Here is a 19,976-nt window from a genome sequence, read left to right as displayed (position 1 = left end):
TGCAAAATTCAACCAGAACAGCCGGGTAAAGCCTTTCATGCGTCTCGTCACCTACACCTTGGGCAACAGCGGTGCCCGTCTTGGAGCTCTTGCGGGCGGACTGGTCGTCGATGTCGAGCACCTCGGTGCGTCCAGCGGCGTGACATGGCCCGATGATATGCTGTCGTTCATCGACAACAGCGTGACCCTGCTGCCTGCGCTTAAGGAGGCACTGGAGGACGCCAACGGCCGTTTCCCGGCTGGCTCTGCCGTCGCAGTCGAGGACGTCAGGCTGCAAGCTCCGATCCCGCGTCCGCGCAAAAACATCTTCGGCATCGGGCTGAACTACCGCGCGCACGTGGCGGAGTCCGCTGAGAGTCTCGACACCGACAAGGACCTGCCGAAGCAGCCGGTCGTCTTCTCCAAGCCGCCGACATCGGTCGTCGGCCCGGGCGGTGCGATCCATCACAATGCCAAGATGACGCAGCAGCTCGACTGGGAGGTCGAGCTCGCAGTCATCATCGGCAAGACCGCAACGCGCATCTCCACCGACAAGGCGATGGACCACGTGTTCGGCTATTCCGTGATGATCGACATTTCCGCGCGCGACAACCGCCGCGCCGGGCAATGGATCTTTTCCAAGGGCATGGACACCTATGCGCCTTTCGGCCCCTGCATCGTCACCGCGGACGAGATTCCCGATCCGCACGATCTCAGGCTGTGGCTGACCAAGAACGGCGTCATGAAGCAGGACTCCAACACCAAATACATGATCTTCGACATCCCGGTGCTGATCTCGGACATTTCGTCGGGCATGACGCTCGAGCCGGGCGACATCATCGCGACAGGAACGCCTGAAGGCGTCGGCGCCGGCATGAGCCCGCAGGAATGGCTGTGGCCGGGCGACGTGGTCGAGGCCGGGGTCGACGGCGTTGGCGTCCTCAGGCATCCCGTCGTTGCGATCTGATGACGGTCTTCTCGTTCGATCGCGAGCTCAGGTTCGGAGACTGCGACCCCTCGGGCATCGCGTACTTCCCGTCCTATCTGAACATCCTCAACGGTGTCGTCGAGGACTTCTGGGTTGAAGTCGGCTTTCCATGGCCGGAGCTGATCACCATCAGGAAGATCGGGACGCCGACGGTGCATCTCGCCTGCGACTTTTCGCGTCCGTCGATGTTCGGCGATCTCTTGATCTTCAATCTGCGTATCATCAAGGTCGGCGGTTCCTCGCTCCATCTGGATCATGTCATATCAGGCGCGAACGGCCCGCGTTGGCGCGCGCGCCAGATCCTGGCCGCGACCTCGCTGGTCGATCATCATGCGATCCCATGGCCCGACGACATCAGAGCTGCGCTCATGGCCCATGTGACCGCGGGTGAGGGGACCGAGGCAACACTGGCATGATCTCGCTGTTCATGACATTCTCCGATTCCACGGGTCAACGGCGAGTACGCCCTGACGAGGTGGACGCCGCGGCGGACTTGGTCGGATCGATCCCTGACATGACCGAGGCCCTGCTGTTCACGCCGCTCGAACAGTCGGTCGATCATCCCTACAAGGCCGACGGCTCAGGCCCCGTGTTTGCGCTTCAACTGCGCTTTCCCGACCTGTTCGCCTGCGAGGCGGCGATGGACGGCGGCAGCATCCTTGCCAGCCTCGCGATAGGGGCCGGACACGCCGGCCTCACCGGGCTCGACGTTACGCACCAGGTGATGCTGACACGCGCATTCCCCGTCGATGTCGCGGACCATCCGGCAGGGACGACAACGCCGTGCAGCTACCTCGTCCACTATCCCGGCCCGGCCGAGGACATGAACGCCTGGAACCTGCATTATCTCGAGCATCACCCATCGATCATGCGGACCTTCCCTGATGTCCGCCAGATCGAGATCTACACCCGCATTGATTGGATCGACCGCCTGCCGTCGCAGCGCGTCGAGCACATGCAGCGCAACAAGCTGGTGTTCGACAGCCCGCAGGCCCTCGCGCACGCGCTCGGCTCCGACGTGATCAAGCACATGCGCGCCGACTTCGTGAAATTCCCGCCATTCGCAGGCGGCAACAAGCATTTTCCGATGCTGACGCGGGTGGTGAGGAAAGACAGGATATGAGGCGGTCGCCTAATCGATGAAGGCGGCGAGTTCCTCAGGCGTACCCGAGGGGAAGGCTGCCTTGAGGAAATCCAGGAAGGCCGATACCCGGGCACTCAGCAATCTGCGCGATGGATAGAGTGCCCAGAGCGCGATCGGCGGCCCGTCGACATCGCCCCAATGGACGAGCTTGCCGGCACTGAGATCGTGACTGACGAGCGACACTGGAAGGCGCGCGGCACCCACGCCGGCGCGGACGGCGTCGCGGACCATGATGAGCGACGACAGGCGAAGCACCGGATCGGTCGGGATCCGAATTTTCCGGCCGCGTGCAGTCACGTCCCAGCCAGGGCCCAGATCGCCCGCGCCCCGTACCACGGTCGGAACGGCGCGATCGCTTTTCGGACGCTTCAGGTCGGGGCTCGCCACCACCACCAGCCGATCGCGCATCAGAATTCGTCCGACCAGCGTTTCATCCGGATCCGGATTGACCCTGATCACGAGATCATAGCCTTCCTCGATCATGTCGACGGAACGGTCTTCCGTCGTGATCTCGAGGCGGACCTCAGGATATTTCAGCGCGAAGCCGGCAGCCAGCTTTCCCATCGCGGTCTGCGAAAACAATAGCGGTGCGCTGACCCGCAACCTTCCGCGCGGCTTGTCGCCGCCGGACGCAATCGCCACTGCTGTCTGTTCGAGATCAGTGAGGAGTGCCGCCGTCCGCTCGTGAAGCGCTCGTCCTTCCTGGGTGAGCTTGACGGTCCGCGCGCCGCGCTCGAACAGGCGCAGATCAAGGCTGCTCTCCAACTCGGAGACCCGGCGAGAGAGCGTTGCCTTCGGCCGTCCAGAGGCTCGGGCGGCTTTCCCGAAGCCTCCATGTCGTGCAACCAGGTTGAAATCGGTGAGGGCAAGCAAATCCATACGGTCCACCTGTGATTTGGTGAGCGACCCGGCCGCGCCGCCGGGCTGATCGCGGTTGACTGCGCGTTCGTCTTGTCTTGCTCAGGAGTCAAGAAGTCCGCGCACCACCAACGCTATTCGCTGATCTCGCGCACTCTTCCTGATCCGACCGGAGCGCTCGAGCTCGGCCAATCCGTGAAGAGCCGCCCAGAATGTCTCGGTCGCGACCTCGACGTCGCCTCTCGACGGTGCGACCACGGAAGCCAGCGCCGCAAAACCGTCCTTCAACTCCGGCTTGGTGTCGGCTTCCGCGAAGCGGAGGCTGGTCGGCAGAGTGAACATCGCCTCATAGAGCGCCGGGTGCTGGCGCGCAAAGGTGAGATACGCCATTGCGACGTTCTCGATCGCTTTTCCTCGATCTCCCGATCGGTGCGCGGCCTTTCGAAGCGCTTTGGCGAGTTCGCCGAATCCTTCGAGCGCGACCGCTGTCACGATCGCGTCCCTGTTCTCGAAGTGAGAATAGACCACAGGCTGGCTGTATTCGATCTCGTCGGCAAGCCGCCGGATCGTGACGGCAGGCCATCCCTCCCGCTCGGCAATCAGCCGAGCTGCCGCCGTGATGCGGTGCTCCCGGTCGGCCCGCTCCCTGGTTTTCCTCTCGGCGACACCCAAGACCTGATCTCCAAACCGTGATGGCGCGACATAATAGCGGTACTTGATAGTCTAGCAATGCTAGAATAGTTAGCAACGAAAGAAGGAGGCGTCTATGTCCTGGTTTTCAATCGCTGTGGCGTGGCTAGCGGCCCTCGGCATCATCGCCATCGGAGTCATGTACCTGACCAACCCGCGGGCCGCGACGCAGAGCTTTGGCCTGCCGCTTCCCGAGCAGGGGCCGAACGTCGCCTGGTGGCTGCGGCTCAAGGGCGTGCGCGACGTCGTCTCGGGACTGGTCGTGCTCGCCTTGATGGCGTGGGGCGGCCCGCGGATGCTCGGCGTGGTGCTGCTGATCGAAGCGATCATCCCCGTGGGTGACATGTCGCTCATCCTCGCCGCGAAGGGCTCGACGGCGAGGGCGTTGGGTGTCCATGGCCTCACCGCGGCGCTGATGATCCTGGCGGCGATCCCTCTGATCGCGAACGCGGGTTGATCAGACGAGGATACGAGGCGCCGCGGTGGCCTTGTCACCCGAATTCGGCGTCCCCGTCGGTTCGATCAAGAGGATGTGCACTTCGCCCCGCGCCACGGGCCTGTGCTCAACGCCCTTGGGGACGACAAAAACCTCGCCCGGGTTGAGTGTGACCGTGCGATCCCGCAGTTCGATGTCGAGCGTCCCGCTGAGCACGAGAAAAAAGTCGTCCGTATCCTCGTGCTTGTGCCAATGAAAGGGCCCCTCGAGCTTGGCCACCATAATGTCATTGTCGTTGTAAGTCGCGACCGTGCGCGGAGAGAAACGGTCGGTGAATGTTGCGAGCTTCTCGGCGAGATTTGCGGGTGCTTTCATGGCGTTTCCTTGAGCGAGCGGTCTGGTCCACGTTTGCAAGACGGGGGCGTGCTGGTTAGCACGAGCTCAATCACGGAACGAGACTGCTGCGACTTAGGCATGGCCGAGAGGCGCACGAGTTCCGCATCGCCATAGCCGGAACCATGACGAGCCTGCCGGTGCTCAGGCGATTGCGGGCGCCCGGCCTGACGGCCGCTCCCGGAAGCGATCGTTCCACCAGTGAGACGAACTGTCCAAAATAGTCGGCTATCGTGATTGATTTGGATCGCTAGTTTCGTGGCTACGAACTCGGTCGACACCGCTGACGCGGCCGAACGTCAACCACAGCGACAAGGACGATCGTCATGATCTATTCGACCGCCACCGTCCCCGCGAACCCTGAGGGCGAAGCCACGCTGACCCGCGAGCAGGTCTGGAAAGGGCTGGAGCTCAAGGCGCGCGACGCCCGCCTTTTCCTGCCGCCCGGCCTCTGCACGCGCTGCGACGTCGTCGAGGAGAGCGCAACGCACCTGGTGCGCGAAGCCACGATCGCCGGCGCGGATCTGCGCGAGATCATCACGCTCGAAGCTCAGAGCAAGGTCACGTTCTTCCAGGCCACCGGCCCGCGCGAAGGCGTCATCGTCAACGAGATCGTCGAGAACGACGCCGGCGAGCTGCAACTCAGATTCTACTGCTACGTCGGCCTGCGCGGAAAGCGGCCTGATGGTCCCGAGGAGCGGGCCGAGCAGGCGCAGTCCGACAGCGACAAGGGCTACAGGGCCGCGCTGCTGTCGACGCTCAAGCGCACCCGCGAGCTGCTGGCCGACGGCACGCTCTGACCAATCCCATTACGCCGAGCAATCTGGTCCCCGATCACTCTCATTCATGGAGGCAACAATGAACACGCTCACGGACAACAACGCGAAGACATCCGCAACGAAGATCCTGGTTCTTGGCGCAACCGGCGGCACCGGTCGCCAGATCGTTCAGCAAGCGCTCGCCCGCGGCCATCAGGTCACCGCGCTGGTGCGGTCACCGGAAAAGACCGGCGATCTGAACGGCGCCCGGCTCGTTGTCGGCGACGTGCGCGACGAGAAGGTGCTTCGCGAAGTGCTCAGGGGACAGGACGCCGTCGTCAGCGCGCTTGGCACGCCGGCAAGCCCCTTCCGCGAGGTGACGCTGCTCTCGACCGCGACGCGCGTGCTCGTCCAGGCGATGAAGGCCGAGCACGTATCTCGTCTGGTGGCCATCACGGGGATGGGCGCCGGCGACAGCCGCGGGCACGGCGGCTTCGTCTTCGATCGCGTGATCTTCCCGCTGCTTCTGAAGAACGTGTATGCCGACAAGGACCGGCAGGAAGCCATCGTGAGGGAGAGCGGGCTCGACTGGGTCGTCATTCGTCCCACTGTTCTGAACGACAAGCCGGGTCGTGGCTCGGCGCGGGCCCTGACGGATCTCTCGGATTTCCACGGCGGCAGCATCTCCCGACAGGACGTCGCGACATTCGTCCTGGATCAACTGCGCAGCGACGATTGGCTGCATCGTGCTCCGTTGATCACGGGATGAGGGGCGAGGCCTCTGCTTCCTCCCGTGAGGGCGATGGTGGATGGAAACGGCGCGAGAATCTCGCCGGGTGTGTTTGCCAATTGGAAAGATGACTCCAAAATCATAGGGCCGAGCCCGCGCTTTCAACCGTGCCCGTGGAGCTTGGATATCGCATCCATTGCAACGCTCCAGAAGAAGCCATTTTGAAATGCTACTAACCACTTAGCCAAAGTGAGCTGCCCGCGGTTGAGACCAGCCTTCTCGTATAGGTAAGGAAAGGCAACGAGCCCGGCAATCGCCGCCACAGCAAAAGATGACCAACTGAGCGAAGCGGATGCCTGAGAAGTCAGCCAGTCGTAGACGACCTTGGCCAACGCGCCGAGCAAGACACCCAAGAGGATCAAGGGTTGTCGCACACGGCTTTGACCGCTCGAACCGCCGAGTTCGGGGACCGTAGTCCAAAGTGAAAAGTAGTTGATGATGTTAGCCAAGCCACGTCTCCATACTGTAATTGCCGGTAGCATTTTCAGCGTCACGAAGACCCGTAATTGGGGGCTGTCCCGAGGCCAGCGCAAGGAAGTTGGAGAACAACGGTCGCGATAGATCCGGTCGAATGGTTTCCTGAGGGGCCACTACGGCCGCCGCACCACACCGCAACAGGGTTTGAGAAATGGACTCCACCATTGAGTATTGTGCCGTCTCGCAACAAAAGAGATAGACAACCGGCTTGTTGCGATCGATCTCGTCGCGCATCGCTTCGATATCGGCAGGCCGCACTTGCGATCCGTCCGGGAAATAGAGACAGTCGCTCTCTGCGTGAGCAACCAGGACGATCACGTTCTCCTTGCTCCGCAGCGCGCGGGAGAACTCTGACGCTGTCGCATGTGTGGTAGAGGCAGGCGAGAAACCGCGGTCAGCTATCGTTTGCCCGTAGGCTTGAGGTAATGCTTCCCAAAGATCAAAATCCGCAGAATCGAGACCTAAACGGGCGAGATCCTCCGCCGATGCTGGCATTGCCGAAAGAATTGACGTGTTCTCTGGTGTGAGTGGAGCCCTGTCATAGAGCATCCCTATCCGTTGCATTATCGGCTCGGCCTGATCGGATCGCGATCTCACGACAACTCGCCCGGATATTATTTCCTTCATGTTTATTTCTGGGAACGCACCATTTAGAACGACCACCGGATCCGATGGATTAAGTCCATCGGCCAGCGCGCCTCGCATTGCCTCCAAGACCTGTCTTGCGACGTCTGTCGGATCGAGAAGGCCCGGCAAGGTAACGAAAACACTGCCCGCTTGTCCCGATGCGAATTGAATAATTGTCTGGCCCTCTTCAGTGTCCTGGTAGACAGAGAATACGCCTTGATCTTCTACACGTATCTTGTCCGACCAATCCGAAGCGAGAAGGCGCGCAGCCTGGTTGATCTTTTGTCTTGTAGCTTTACCAATCGGGTCCGGGTCAAAACTGACCTTCGCTTGGCCCAATTTTGTCCAGGCAGCACCCCGCACGTTGAGCTCGTCGAGGAGCAACAGCTCACGGCTCTTCCTTCTCTTTCGCTTCAGTCCAGACGAAGAGATCGCCAGTGCGCGCCAAGGCAATGTACCGAGCTTTCCCTTGACGGCATCTAACCGCCATTGATGTTCGGCAATCGTGCTCTCCAATCTCCTTCGTTCCCCTGATAGTGCCAACTGGATTTTGCCTGGCGATTGCGGTTGCTGTTCCTTTTCGAAGTCCTTGAAGAGGCGTAGCGCATCGAATGCGAGGGGAGTAGGAGGGTTGAAGTTCGCCTTTTTGCAAAATTCGTCAAAAGTCGCGACCACGTTACATGAAAACGGAGATTGAAATGGATCCGGGTCAGCGCTTGCGGCATCCGTTTCAGCCTCCGGGCTGGCCGTGATTTCTGCGCCGCTTCTCAAGGCGCGATCGCGAATGAGTCTCCCCAAGGCTTTGATGGCGCCGCCAGTTGCTCCATTTGTTGAACGATTCTCGGACGTTGTTCGGGGACGCGCCCCAGCGGCGCGATTGGACGTCACTCGACCGGTTGGTTCAGCAGAACTATCCTGTGCATTGACGCGCGTCTCCGCAGCGGCGCGATTATGTGCACGACTGCCTTCTGAACGGACCTGGATCTTTGTTGCCAGGTCAGAAAGTTCGCGCGTCAAGTCCCGCAAGGACTCAACAGAAGGCTCATAGTCCGGAGGCTTGGAAGTGGTGGTGGTGACGCCCTCTAAAAATTTCTGTCGTTCTTGGTCGTCGGATAAGGCGTGGTATCGCTCTAGCTCTTGAGGAGATAAATCTGCGTAGATTGGTTCCTCGCGAACGAGTCGCGCGGGACCGACCGCGGCGCCGGACTCGTCAACTGGTGTCTCATAATATTTCTTCCAACCGATCAGTAGCCACACCATGGAGTTAGCCTCCCTCGGCAGGACATGGCTTAGCTCGCGAGCCTTTGGTGTCGACGAGCATGGGCTTCATTTCGAATTGATCGTCGTGCAGTCGAATATTCGCTAAGTAGAGCACTGCACGCAGGGGTTTAATATGATGTACTTCACACTATGCTAGGTAAAGCAGTGAGGTGAATTGCCGTCGGTTCAATCCGCTATCAAAACCGGATTCGGCATGCCTCTGGCTTGAACGACGCCGGCCCCCGGGGGGGCGCGCATAACGCTTTGGCTGACCTTGAGACTTCCGCGTGGCCATACGAACCCGGCATTCGCCTTTGCGTGCGCGCCCGGGACGCAAGTGTTAGCGCTTGGGTCACGAGCGGGATGATGACACTATGCCACTGTTTTGCCCGACGGAACAAGCGAATTTCGCAAAATCCGCAAGAGAGGACTAAGCCATTGACGTCGATGCTACCGGCTACTGTGCATGGGGTTGTTTTCGGCTGTTCTGGTCGGACCGGCCTCAATGCCCGCCGAGATAGGCCGTGATCAGCCTCTTATCGTGGATCAGATCCTTCGCAGGGCCGGACTGCACGATCTCGCCGGTCTCGAGCACATAGCCGTAGTCGGCCGTCTCCAGCGCGGCGCGGGCGTTCTGCTCGACCAGCAGGATCGAGACGCCGAGATCGCGCAGCGATGCGATGGTGCGGAAGATCTCGCGCACGATCAGCGGCGCAAGGCCGAGGCTCGGCTCGTCCAGCATCAGCAGCTTGGGCTTCGCCATCAGCGCGCGGCCGAGCGCGAGCATCTGGCGCTCGCCGCCGGAGAGGGTGCCGGCGGCCTGGCGCTGCCGCTCCTTCAGGCGCGGGAAGCGGTCGTAGACCTCGTCGAGCGTCTTCTGCACGCCGGAGCGATCGCGCAGGCTGTAGGAGCCGAGCAGGAGGTTGTCGGCGACCGACATGTCGGAGAACAGCTCGCGCTTTTCCGGCACGAGGCAGAGCCGGTGCTCGACGCGATCCTCGACCGACATCCTGCCGATGTCGTTGCCCTGAAAGACGAGGCGGCCGCGCGAAGCGAGCAGGCCGATCGCTGCCATCAAGAGCGTGGTCTTGCCGGCACCGTTCGGGCCGATCACGGTGACAATCTGCCCTTCCTCGACCGACAGCGAAACGTTGCGCACCGCTTCGACATTGTCGTAGCAGACGGTGACGTCAGTCATCGAAAACATCTCGGTCACGCGACGCCTCCGAGATAGGCCTCTTGCACGCGCTCGTCGCTGCGGATCGCGGCGGGCGCGCCTTCGCAAAGCTTAGAGCCGAAATCGAGCACGACGATGCGATCGACCAGCGACATCACGAACTCCATGTCATGCTCGACGATCAGGATGGTGAGATGGTCCGATCGCAGTGACCGTAGCAGCTCGGCCAGCCGCAGCTTCTCCTGGCGGCGCAGGCCGGCCGCCGGCTCGTCGAGCACCAGCAGCGCCGGATCCGCGGCGAGCGCGCGGGCGATCTCGAGGATCCGCTGGTTGCCGAGCGGAAGATTGCCGGCGAGCTCGAACGGCTTGTCGCCGAGCCCGACGCGTTCGAGCTGCATCAAGGCCTCGTGCCGGATGCTCGCCTCCTCGCGCCGGTTGAGGCGGAAGGCGCCGGCGAACAGGCCGGCGCGGGTGCGCGCATAGGTGCCGAGCATGACGTTCTCGAGCAGGCTCATGCGCGGCCGCAGTTTGACATGCTGGAACGTCCTGGCGACGCCGGCCTTGGCGATGCGGGACTGCGGATCGCGCGTGATCGGGCGCCCGGCAAAGACGATCTCGCCCTTGTTCACGCGAAGCGCGCCGGTCAGGCAATTGAACATCGTGCTCTTGCCGGCGCCGTTCGGGCCGATGACGGCGAGGATCTCGCCGGAGCGGACTTCGAAGCTGACATTGTTCACCGCGACGAGGCCGCCGAACCGGCGCTCGGCACCGTCGACTTTCAGAAGCAACTCGCCCGGTGTCGGCTGCGGGCGGCGGGGCAGGGGTGGCGCGGCCGGCGGCCGCTCGCGCTTGATCTTCGGCAGATAGCGCGCGACGAACGGCACGATGCCTTGGCGGGCCCATTGCAGGAACAGGATGAACAGCGCGGAGAAGGCGACGATCTCGAGCTGGCCGGATGCGCCCTTGGCGATCAGTGGCAGATAGTCCTGCACGCTGTTCTTCAGAAGCGTGACGATGGCAGCCCCCACGACGCCGCCAAGCAAGCTGCCGGCGCCGCCGACCATCGACATCATCAGATATTCTATGCCCATGCCGGCGTCGAACGGCCCCGGGCTGATGAAGCGGCTCATATGGGCGTAAAGCCAGCCGGAGAGCGAGGCGAGGAACGCCGCGATCACGAAGGTGACGAGCTTGATCCGGAAGGCATTGATGCCGAGGCTCTCGACCAGGATGTTGCCGCCGCGCAGCGCGCGCATGGCGCGGCCGAGCCGGGAGTCCAAGAGGTTGTAGCCGAGGAAGAGGACCACGGCGACGATGCCCCAGATCAGGAAATAGATATGGACGCTGGACACAAGCGCGAATGATCCGACGCTGATCGGCGGGATCGACGAGATGCCGTTGAAGCGGCCGAGCCCGTCGACATTGCCGAACAGGAAGCCGATGGCGAGGCCCCAGGCGACAGTCGAGAGCGACAGGAAATGGCCCTGCAGCCGCAAGGTGACTACACCGAGGATGCCAGCGACGCAGCAGGTCAGCGCCACGCCGAAGACGAGGCCGAGCCACGGCGAGTATCCGTTCAGCGCGGAGACCCAGGCGGTGGCATAGGCGGCGACACCGACGAAGGCGGCCTGTCCAAACGACACGATGCCGCCGACGCCGGTGAGGAGCGCAAGGCCGATCGCGACCAGCGAATAGATGCCGATATAGTTCATCAGCGTGATGCTGAACGGGCTGAGCACCAGCGGCGCGAGCGCGAGACACACAACGGCCGCCACAGCCGCGAGCTGAACGTGAAGGCGCGTCATTCCTCGATCTCCTCCTCGGAATGCAGCGAGGCGAGCGATCGCCAGATCAGGATCGGGATCAGCAGCGAGAATACGATGACATCCTTCAGCGCGCTGCTCTGGAAGGAGGCGAAGCTTTCGAGGATGCCGACGCCGACGGCGCCGATTGCGGCTCCGGGATAGCTGGTCATACCGCCGACGATGGCGCCGACAAAGGCCTTGAGGCCGATCAGGAAGCCGGAATCATAGAATACCGTGTTGACAGGTGCGATCAGGATGCCGGAGACGCCGGCCATCAGCGAGCCCAGGAGATAAGCGATGGTGCCGGCGCGGGCGGGGCGGATGCCCATCAGGCGCGAGCCGGTCCGGTTCACCGCGGTGGCGCGCAACGATTTGCCGACCAGCGTGAAGTCGAAGAAGAGATAGAGCAGGCCGGAGAAGACGAGTGCAGCAATCACGATCAGCATGGTCTGGCCCGAGATCAACACGCCGGCGAATTCGGTGGAGAACGAGGTCAGCGGTTCGGTTCGTACACCTTCGGGGCCGAAGAAGAGGAGCCCGAGGCCGACCAGGGCGAAGTGCAGCGCGACCGAGACGGTTAGCAGCAACAGCACCGTTCCGTCCGCGATGGGACGAAAGACGATCCGGTCCAAGAGCGGGGCAATCGGCGTGATCAGCATCAAGGCGAGCACGAGTCTGACGGCGAGAGGAGGATCGGCGCGCATCGTCAGCCAGGCAATGCCAACCACGGCCAGCGGCAGAACGAGATAGAAGAACAGCGCCCGCGGAAGCAGCCGAAGCTCGCCCGTGCGCACCAGCGAGATGATCTCGATCAGGGTCGCGAGGCACGCCAGGATCACGACCAACGCGCCCGTGCCCGGAAAGCGCTTCGCATCGAGGGCGGCCAGCGTCAGCGCCGTAAAGGCGGCGATGTCGCCAAAGGGGATGAAGATGACCCGTGTCACCGTGAAGATGAGGACGGTTCCGATTGCCACCAGCGCATAGACCGCGCCGGTGGCGATCCCGTCGATCGCAAGAATGGCTGCGATGTCGCTCGTCATTGAGAACGCCGTCCCCTTGTTGTGCTGGCCAGCCGCCGTCCGGCTACGGCGCGTACTTCCAGGCGCCGCCGTTCAGGCGCACCACGACGAGCGAACGCTCGTCGACGCCGGTCACCGAACCTGGCTTGAAGTTATAGACGGCATGCACGCCGGCCAGCTCCTTGGTGCTGAGGATCGCGTCTCGCAGCGCCGCGCGGAATTCCACTGTGCCCGGTTTCGCGGTCTTCAGCGCGCGCTCCGCGGCGTTGGCGAAGATCAGCCAGGCGTCGAAGGAATAGGCGGAAAAGCCGTCGGTGGTCGGGATGTTGTGGACCTTCTGGTAGACACTGCGGAATTCCAGCGCGATCTTCTTGGCGAAGTGGTCGTCAGGCAGCTGCTCGGCGACGATCACGGGACCTGCGGAAACCTGGATGCCGTCGGCCGCCTTGCCGCCGACATTCACGAAGTCCGGATTGACCAGAGCCACCGTGCCGTAGGTGTTTCCCTTGAAGCCGCGGTCGGCGAGGCTGAGGAGAGGCAGCGCGCCCTGCGTTCCCGAGCCGCCGTCCAGCACGGCGTCCGGCCGCGCGGCCAGGACCTTGAGGATCTGCGCGGTCACCGAGGTGTCGGTACGGGCATAGCGCTCGTTGCTTTGGATCTTGATGTCGCCAGCGGCTTCGGCCGCCTTGGCACCGTTATAGACGAGATCGCCCCAGGCGTCGGAGAAGCCGATATAGCCGATGTTCTTCATGCCGTCGCGCTTCATGCGATCGGCGACGATCTTGACGAGGAGGGAGGCCGGCTGCGGCACCGACACCACCCACTGCTCGGGCGTATCAGGAAGCTTGCCGATCGGCGAGACCGCGATCATCGGCACCTTCAATTCGCTCGCCACCGCCGCCATGGCGATGGTCGAGGGCGCAGTGGCCGTGCCGATCAGGAGGTCCACCTTCTCTTCTTCCACCAGCTTGCGTGCGTTGCGGGTCGCGGCCGATGGGTCGGAGCCGTCATCCAGCTGGATCAGGCGGATGGTCTCGCCGTTGATGGTCTTCTTGTATTCATAGGCCGCATTGATGCCGCGCCCGTAGGGGATGCCGATCGACGAGCCGTTGCCGCTGAGCGAGGTGACGAAACCGATCGTGATGTCGGCATGCGCAGCCGGGGCGGCGACGATGCCGACGGCGAATGCAAGGAAGCTCAGAGTCTTGCGCATATGCGTTCTCCTCCGTTGATGCTGGATAGGAATGCCGTGAAGCTGCCGCGCGGGGACCCCGAACGACGAACTATCGATTGAAAACATTGCTGCGGCGCCAAATCCCGGGCGCGACCGAAGAGAGTTTGTTCGCCCCGGCGCTCAGCAGTCATGGTGATGCTTGTCGCGTGAACGTCGAACCCACCGGCGGATGCAAGCGGGCCTTTTGCGGAGCGATGAAAGGTCGTCGGTGCGGCCGCGATGCGCGGCCGGCGATGCTGCTGCTACGGCCGGCTGTTCGAGCCCGGCGACTGTCCACACGATCGAGTCTCTCAAAATCGGTGCCCTGCAACATTCATTGTCATGGCCGCCGGTCTCTAGCCGGCGATGAATTACTTAAAGCCTAAAGTATCGTCTGTGGCGCCGTCAACACGTGTCATGGGGCTGTCAGGAAAAAATGTTGTTGCATACAATTTCGTCAGTGTGCGGCGCTTCTTGACGGTCCGGTTGAGCAAAAAGGTCGTGCGGCCTGGTTCTGAAAGGCGAGCCTTGAGGTCGCCGTCGCGCGCATTTGACGCGCGAATTAGTTTATGATTGAAATATATTCATCGGCAGCCGACGACCGATCCTCCGATCAACGTTTGAGGAGAAGGACGATGCGCATCTTCTGGCAGAGCTTCGTTGATGCGAGCGCGAACGCGCCCTACATGGCGCGGCTGTCGGAATACCTCAACAACATCGCTGCACCAGGCACGACGGTTCACGTCGAGGGCATCAGCCCGCCGGACCGCGAGTTCGGCCGGCTTGCGGAACTACGCTGCGCAGTCCAGGCGATCGACAACGGCATCGCGGCGGAGGAGGGCGGCTTCGATGCCTTCGTCATGGGGCATTTTCAGGATCCGGGCCTCTACGAGCTGCGCTCAGCGCTCGACATTCCCGTGATCGGGACCGGCGAGGCGACGTTGCTGGCGGCCTCGCAGCTCGGCCGGCGTCTCGGTCTTGTGACGCTCGATCCCGTCTTCGAGGTCTGGCATTATGAGCAAGCCGAGCGCTACGGCCTCGGAGATCGCATCGTCCACGTGACCGGCCTCGGCTGCAAGCCGGAGGATTTTGCCGATGCATTCGCTGGCGACGCCGCCGCGCAAGCCCGCATGATCAAGGATTTCGTCGCCTGCGCCCTTCCGCTGGTCGAGCGCGGCGCAGATGTCGTGATCCCGGCCGGCGTGCTGCCGGGCCTTCTGGTCGGGAAGGAGCATGGCCTGAAGGTCGGTCATGCGCCGGTGGTCAACTGTGCGGCCGTGGCGCTGAAGAGCGCCGAGATGTGGGTGCAGCTCCGCAGGCTCAACGGCACCGAGCCCAGCCGCGGGCCGAGCTTCAAGCGTGCCAGCGCCCAGGCGCGCATCGATTTCCGCGCAATGCTGGCCCGTGACAGCCGCTAAATCCTGGAGAACCCATCGTGATGACTCCCGAAAAGATCCTGTACGAGACCGAGGTGACGGCGACCGGAGGTCGGGATGGCAAGGCCGCCAGCACCGACGGTCTGTTGTCGGTGTCGCTGTCGGTGCCGAAAGGGCTAGGTGGCCCCGGGGGCGAAGGCACCAATCCCGAGCAGCTTTTTGCTGCCGGCTATGCCGCCTGCTTTCTCGGTGCGGTCAAGCTCGTCGCGCGTACGCGGAAGGTGGTGCCCTCTGCCGAGCCGTCAGTGACTGCGAAGGTTGCGATGGGGCCCGTGCCGGTCGGATACGCGCTGGCTGTCGAGCTGAAGGTCAATCTGCCCGGCGTCGAGAAAGCGGTGGCGGAACAGGTCGTTGCCGGCGCGCATGAGCGCTGCCCCTATTCGAACGCAACCCGCGGCAATATTGCCGTGAAACTGACGGTGGTCTGAGGCGGATGAACGAGGGCGGTCGGTGACCAATTCCTTGCGCGCACCGTATGACGGCGTCGTAATTGCGGCTCCCGTCACAATCCCCTATGTGCGCTACTCCATCGAGAGCGCGCAATGGTGGATCGGCCGTGCCCTGAATGCGCTCGTTGCGCAGGCCGGCATCAAGGCCTCCGACATCGACGGCTTGTGCGTCTCCAGCTTCACCATGGGGACTGACAGCGGAGTTGGATTGACGCAGCATTTCGGACTGTGCGTCCGGTGGCTCGACACGATCCCGCTCGGCGGCGCGAGCGCCATCGCAGGCCTGCGCAAGGCGGCGCGCGCGGTTCAGGCGCGCGACGCCGACATCGTGGCGTGCGTCGCCGGCGACACCAATCACGTCGATTCGTTCAGGCTGACGCTCGAGAACTTCTCGCGCTTCAACCAGGATGCCGTCTATCCCTATGGCGCAGGCGGGGCCAATTCGAGTTTTGCGCTAATTGCACGCAACTACATGCGGACCTTTGGGGTCACGCGTGAGGATGTCGGCAAGATCGCCGTCGCCCAGCGCGCCAATGCCTTGCGCAATCCGCACGCGCTGATGAAGGCGCCGCTGACGATGGAGCAATATCTGGCCGCCCGCCCGATCTCCGATCCCATTCATCTGTTCGATTGCGTGATGCCATGCGCCGGCGCGGAAGCGTTCCTCGTGATGCGCGACGAGACTGCGGCATCGCTGGGTTTGCCTGCGGCGCGGTTGCTGTCGACGATCGAGCGGCACAATGCCTTTGCCGACGATCCGATGCAGGTGCGCGGTGGCTGGGCGATGGACGTGGGCGAACTCTACGCGATGGCCGGCGTGAAGCCTGACGATCTGGATATCGTGCAGACTTATGACGATTATCCCATCATCACCATGATGCAGTTCGAGGATCTGGGCTTCTGCAGGAAGGGCGAGGGTGCCGCATTCGTGCGCCAGCACGATCTCACCATTGACGGCGACTTCCCCCACAACACGTCGGGCGGACAGCTCTCGGTTGGGCAGGCCGGCGCCGCCGGCGCTTATCTGGGTCTCGTCGAGGGGCTGCGGCAGGTTCTGGGCACTGCGGGTACCACGCAGGTCAGGAATGCGAGCCTCGCTCTGGCCTCGGGGTTCGGTATGATCAACTATGATCGTGGTCTCGCCTCTGGCGCCGCGATTCTTGCAGGGCCTTCGCGATGATTGACCCGATCAAGCCGCCCCGACGCAAAAACCCGCTGCTGCGGACGCGGCTGCCCGCGTCGCCCCCGCGAGCGCGCAGCAGGACGTCGCACGGGTTCACGCGGGCCGCCGCCGAAGGCCGCTTCATGCTGCAACGCTGCGACGCCTGCGGCTCTTTTGCTTATCCAGCGCGTGAGGCATGTCCGTCCTGCTTGTCGTCAGACCTTCCCTTCGTCGATGCGCCGCGCCGAGGCCTGCTGCTCGCCGAGACGACGGCACGCGTGCCGAGCGATGTCTATTTCCGCGAACGTGCGCCGTGGCGTATCGGCCTCGTCAAGATGGACTGCGGTCCGACAATTGTCGCGCATCTTCATGGCGATTGCGTAGAGGGCGCAGCCGTCCGCATGTCGTTGCAACTCGACAAGAGCGGGCAGGCGGTGGCCTTTGCCCATCCCGAGGGGGAGACTCCGAACATGTCGGACGACAAACAGTACCGGGAAATGACGGCCGATCCGAAATTCCGGCGGGTGCTCGTGACCAATGGCCGCACTGTGATCGGCCAGGAAGCCGTCGCGGCCTTGAAGGCGGCAGGCGCCAAGACCGTGTTCGTCGGCGTCGCCGAACCGTGGCGGCCGTTCGCCGGCGAGAATCTGTTGCGCGGTCAGGATGGGATCGAGATCGTGACCCTCGATGCCGCCGACGAGAAATCGGCCACCGACCTTGCCGCCGATGTCGGCGGCAAGGTCGATATCCTCGTCAACACGACGGAATATGTGCGGCCGGGCGGTCTGCTCGATCGCAGGGGCACGAGCATTGCACGCGATGAGATCGACCAGGCCTATCTCGGCTTCATCAATCTCGCGCAGGCCTTTGGGCCTGCGATGCGAATGCGAGGTGCCGACGGCATCAATAGCAGTAGCGCATGGGTCAATATTCTCTCGGTCTATGCACTGGCGAACTGGCCTGCGTTTGGCGCCTACTCGGCCTCGCAAGCAGCGTGCCTGTCGTTTTCGCATTGTCTGCGCGCCGAGCTGCGGCCGGGCGGCGTCAAGGTGATGAATCTGTTCACTGGGCCCGTCGACACCGAATGGTTCCAGACCGTCCCACCGCCGAAGGTCGCGCCGCGCGCGATCGCACAGGCGATCGTATCCGGGCTTAAGGCTGGGCTCGAGGAGATGTATGTCGGAGACGTCGCCGAAGAGATTCGGCAGCGTCTCGCGGCCAATCCAAAAGCGCTGGAGCGCGAACTCGACAGGTAAGAAGCGGCAATTCAACCAAGCTGGAGGACGTGACAATGCAAAGCAAGAATCTCCTGGAGCTGGCGAGTGCGATTTCTTCCGGCGCGGTGCGCGTCGTCGACCTGACCTTTACGCTCAGTCCGGATTTTCCGGTCATCGTCCTTCCGCCCGAATTCGGCCAGGCAGCTCCTGTCCGTATCCAGGAAATCTCGCGATATGACAGTCGCGGTCCGGCCTGGTACTGGAACAACGTCACCTTCGGCGAGCACACCGGCACGCATTTCGACGCGCCGATTCATTGGTTCACCGGCAAGGATCTGCCAAACAATGCCGTCGACACGATGCCGCCGAAAGACATGATCGCGCCGGCTTGCGTCATCGATTGCTCAGCACAGGCCGCGCAGGATCCGGACTTCGTCCTGACCGTCCCGCTCGTCGAAGCATGGGAGACGAAGCACGGACGGATCCCCGCTCGTCACTGGGTTCTGTTGCGCACCGATTGGTCGAAGAAGGGGTGGCGCGACTACGCGAATCTCAGGGATGACGGCGCGCATACGCCGGGCCCGAATCCGGCCGTGATGAAATGGCTGGTGGAGGAGCGCGGCGTCATCGGGTTTGGCACCGAGACCATCGGAACCGATGCGGGGCAGGCCGGGCATTTCGATCCGCCTTATCCGGCGCATCACTTCCTGCACGGCGCAGGGCGCTATGGTCTGCAATGCCTGTGCAACCTGGATCAGTTGCCACCCACCGGCGCCGTCATTGTGGCCTCGCCACTTAAGATTCAGAACGGCTCCGGCAGTCCGCTTCGCGTCATCGCGCTGGTTGCGTCGACCTGAGCCCTATTCATGGCACTTGCCAATCAGAACAAGAAATTCTCACGAAAGACAGGTGCCATGAACTTGATCAAGAGTTTGCTCGCTTCCGCTGCAGTGCTGCTTGCCATCCCGCAAGCAGCGCAGGCCGAGATTCTCGTCGGATTCGTCACCGGCCTCAGCGGGCCGGTGTCGTCGATTGGAATTCCCAACGCGAAGGGGATTGCGGCGGGCCAAGCCTATCTCGGCGAGATCGGCGGCGAGAAGGTCCGGGTCATCCAGCTGGATGATGGCTCTGATCCAACCGCGTCCGCTCGCAATGCGCGCAAGCTGGTCGAGCAGGAGAAAGTCGATGTCCTGATGGGCACGTCCGGCGCACCCCAGACGCTCGCGATGGCGACGGCGGCGATCGAGATGAAGATTCCGATGATCGCAGTGTCGCCGATCGCGCCGGTGCCATCAGGCGATGGTGGCCCATGGGTCGTCCAGACGCCCCAACCGACACCGCTGCTGGTGCAAGGGATCGTTGACAATATGAAGGCGAAAGGTCTGAAGACCGTTGCCTTCATCGGGTTCTCCGATGCGTTCGGCGACCTCATGTACAACGCGCTCGAACAAAGTGCGAAGACGGTCGACATCAAGATCATTGCCAATGAGCGCTTCGCGCGCTCGGACTCTTCCGTCACAGCGCAGGTGCTACGCGTCGTCGCCGCGCATCCCGATGCGATCATGCTGGGTGGAACGGGAACGCCCGGTGCCCTGCCGGTGATCGCGCTGTCCGAGCGCGGCTACAAGGGGCCGCTCTACGGCAATCACGGCATGATCAGCGCCGACTTCCTGCGCCTCGCCGGCAAGGCGGCCAACGGCATCATCTGCCCGACCGGACCCGTGACCGCGGCGGAGCAGCTTCCGGCCAGCAATCCGATCCAGAAGGTGGCGCTGGATTTCCGCGCGGCTTTCGAGAAGGCGAACGGCGAGGCGCCGACGGATTCGTTTTCGTCCTACTCCTTCGACGGCTGGCTGGTGCTCGCCGATGCCGCCAAGCGTGCGATGGCATCAGGCGCCAAGCCCGGCTCGCCGGAATTCCGTATCGCGCTTCGCCGGGCGCTGTTCGCCACCAAGGAGGTTGTGGGGACCCAGGGCGTTTACACCTATACGCCGGCGGATCGACATGGCGTCGACGACCGCTCGCGCATCATGGTCCAGATCGAGGACGGCAAATACAAGCTGTTGCCCTGAGCGAGGCAAGAGCGATGGAGAGCAGC

The 19,976-nt window shown here is 62.9% G+C and carries 21 protein-coding genes; 12 read left to right on the top strand and 9 right to left on the bottom strand.

Going from position 1 to position 19,976, the window contains the following annotated elements; translation table 11 throughout:
- Positions 1-37: 37 nt before the first annotated feature.
- The 3 genes from L6639_RS03675 to L6639_RS03665 all read left to right on the top strand — a co-directional run bounded on the left by L6639_RS03675 (position 38) and on the right by L6639_RS03665 (position 2,090).
- The gene (locus L6639_RS03675) at positions 38-946 is read left to right on the top strand and encodes a fumarylacetoacetate hydrolase family protein (RefSeq protein ID WP_237858981.1); all 909 of its coding nucleotides are present in this window, start codon (positions 38-40) and stop codon (positions 944-946) included.
- The gene (locus L6639_RS03670; RefSeq protein ID WP_237858980.1) at positions 946-1,383 is read left to right on the top strand and encodes an acyl-CoA thioesterase; all 438 of its coding nucleotides are present in this window, start codon (positions 946-948) and stop codon (positions 1,381-1,383) included. Before L6639_RS03675 ends, L6639_RS03670 begins: the two co-directional genes overlap by 1 nt.
- 98 nt (positions 1,384-1,481) lie before the next feature.
- On the top strand, positions 1,482-2,090 hold the full coding sequence (locus L6639_RS03665) for a hypothetical protein (RefSeq protein ID WP_237858979.1): 609 nt from the start codon (positions 1,482-1,484) through the stop codon (positions 2,088-2,090).
- A gap of 9 nt (positions 2,091-2,099) precedes the next feature.
- On the opposite strand, the gene L6639_RS03660 is transcribed toward L6639_RS03665, so the two are convergent.
- Together L6639_RS03660 and L6639_RS03655 are read right to left on the bottom strand one after the other, a co-directional pair.
- On the bottom strand, positions 2,100-2,990 hold the full coding sequence (locus L6639_RS03660; RefSeq protein ID WP_237858978.1) for a LysR family transcriptional regulator: 891 nt from the start codon (positions 2,988-2,990) through the stop codon (positions 2,100-2,102).
- Between the two features lie 81 nt (positions 2,991-3,071).
- The gene (locus L6639_RS03655) at positions 3,072-3,641 is read right to left on the bottom strand and encodes a TetR/AcrR family transcriptional regulator (protein ID WP_237858976.1); all 570 of its coding nucleotides are present in this window, start codon (positions 3,639-3,641) and stop codon (positions 3,072-3,074) included.
- Between the two features lie 94 nt (positions 3,642-3,735).
- Between L6639_RS03655 and L6639_RS03650 the strand changes: the two genes are divergently transcribed.
- The gene (locus L6639_RS03650; protein ID WP_237858975.1) at positions 3,736-4,116 is read left to right on the top strand and encodes a DUF4267 domain-containing protein; all 381 of its coding nucleotides are present in this window, start codon (positions 3,736-3,738) and stop codon (positions 4,114-4,116) included.
- On the opposite strand, the gene L6639_RS03645 is transcribed toward L6639_RS03650, so the two are convergent.
- Entirely contained in the window at positions 4,117-4,470 is a 354-nt protein-coding gene (locus L6639_RS03645; RefSeq protein WP_036024830.1) for a cupin domain-containing protein, read from the bottom strand. It lies immediately after the preceding gene.
- Between the two features lie 344 nt (positions 4,471-4,814).
- Here L6639_RS03645 and L6639_RS03640 point away from each other — a divergent pair, with 344 nt between their 5' ends.
- Entirely contained in the window at positions 4,815-5,288 is a 474-nt protein-coding gene (locus tag L6639_RS03640; RefSeq protein ID WP_237858974.1) for an SRPBCC family protein, read from the top strand.
- Positions 5,289-5,346: 58 nt separating this feature from the next.
- The gene (locus tag L6639_RS03635; RefSeq protein WP_237858973.1) at positions 5,347-6,015 is read left to right on the top strand and encodes an NAD(P)-dependent oxidoreductase; all 669 of its coding nucleotides are present in this window, start codon (positions 5,347-5,349) and stop codon (positions 6,013-6,015) included.
- Between the two features lie 122 nt (positions 6,016-6,137).
- Here the strand turns inward: L6639_RS03635 and L6639_RS03630 are convergent, their stop codons facing one another.
- From L6639_RS03630 to L6639_RS03605, 6 genes are all read right to left on the bottom strand, one after another.
- Positions 6,138-6,485 (bottom strand): hypothetical protein, encoded by a 348-nt coding sequence (locus tag L6639_RS03630; protein ID WP_237858972.1) that lies wholly within the window; start codon positions 6,483-6,485, stop codon positions 6,138-6,140.
- Positions 6,478-8,400, bottom strand: a complete 1,923-nt coding sequence (locus L6639_RS03625; RefSeq protein WP_237858971.1) for a hypothetical protein — start codon at positions 8,398-8,400, stop codon at positions 6,478-6,480. The genes L6639_RS03630 and L6639_RS03625 overlap by 8 nt, the downstream gene beginning before the upstream one ends.
- 502 nt (positions 8,401-8,902) lie before the next feature.
- Positions 8,903-9,616 (bottom strand): ABC transporter ATP-binding protein, encoded by a 714-nt coding sequence (locus tag L6639_RS03620; protein ID WP_237858970.1) that lies wholly within the window; start codon positions 9,614-9,616, stop codon positions 8,903-8,905.
- The gene (locus L6639_RS03615; RefSeq protein WP_237858968.1) at positions 9,613-11,382 is read right to left on the bottom strand and encodes a branched-chain amino acid ABC transporter ATP-binding protein/permease; all 1,770 of its coding nucleotides are present in this window, start codon (positions 11,380-11,382) and stop codon (positions 9,613-9,615) included. Before L6639_RS03615 ends, L6639_RS03620 begins: the two co-directional genes overlap by 4 nt.
- A complete protein-coding gene (locus L6639_RS03610) occupies positions 11,379-12,422 on the bottom strand; it encodes a branched-chain amino acid ABC transporter permease (RefSeq protein ID WP_237858965.1) in 1,044 nt (347 codons plus the stop codon). The genes L6639_RS03615 and L6639_RS03610 overlap by 4 nt, the downstream gene beginning before the upstream one ends.
- A gap of 43 nt (positions 12,423-12,465) precedes the next feature.
- Positions 12,466-13,614 (bottom strand): ABC transporter substrate-binding protein, encoded by a 1,149-nt coding sequence (locus L6639_RS03605; protein WP_237858963.1) that lies wholly within the window; start codon positions 13,612-13,614, stop codon positions 12,466-12,468.
- Positions 13,615-14,249: 635 nt separating this feature from the next.
- Here L6639_RS03605 and L6639_RS03600 point away from each other — a divergent pair.
- From L6639_RS03600 to L6639_RS03575, 6 genes are read left to right on the top strand one after another with little or no spacing between them, the layout of a single operon-like run.
- A complete protein-coding gene (locus L6639_RS03600; protein ID WP_237858962.1) occupies positions 14,250-15,032 on the top strand; it encodes an aspartate/glutamate racemase family protein in 783 nt (260 codons plus the stop codon).
- Positions 15,033-15,052: 20 nt separating this feature from the next.
- Positions 15,053-15,478 (top strand): organic hydroperoxide resistance protein, encoded by a 426-nt coding sequence (locus tag L6639_RS03595; RefSeq protein WP_237859433.1) that lies wholly within the window; start codon positions 15,053-15,055, stop codon positions 15,476-15,478.
- Between the two features lie 22 nt (positions 15,479-15,500).
- Complete coding sequence (locus tag L6639_RS03590; RefSeq protein ID WP_237858961.1) at positions 15,501-16,679, top strand: thiolase family protein; 1,179 nt, start codon at positions 15,501-15,503, stop codon at positions 16,677-16,679.
- Entirely contained in the window at positions 16,676-17,917 is a 1,242-nt protein-coding gene (locus L6639_RS03585) for an SDR family NAD(P)-dependent oxidoreductase (protein ID WP_237858960.1), read from the top strand. The genes L6639_RS03590 and L6639_RS03585 overlap by 4 nt, the downstream gene beginning before the upstream one ends.
- 35 nt (positions 17,918-17,952) lie before the next feature.
- Positions 17,953-18,735, top strand: coding sequence for a cyclase family protein (locus tag L6639_RS03580; protein WP_237858959.1), 783 nt, complete (start codon positions 17,953-17,955; stop codon positions 18,733-18,735).
- A gap of 57 nt (positions 18,736-18,792) precedes the next feature.
- Positions 18,793-19,950: an ABC transporter substrate-binding protein gene (locus L6639_RS03575; protein WP_237858958.1), complete on the top strand. Its 1,158-nt coding sequence runs from the start codon at positions 18,793-18,795 to the stop codon at positions 19,948-19,950.
- Positions 19,951-19,976 lie beyond the last annotated feature (26 nt).

The organism is Bradyrhizobium zhengyangense (assembly GCF_022012555.1).
Classification (GTDB): Bacteria; Pseudomonadota; Alphaproteobacteria; order Rhizobiales; family Xanthobacteraceae; genus Bradyrhizobium; species Bradyrhizobium zhengyangense.
The sequence above is the reverse complement of the archived record's forward strand: the minus strand, read 5'-3'. Positions and strand labels throughout refer to the sequence as shown.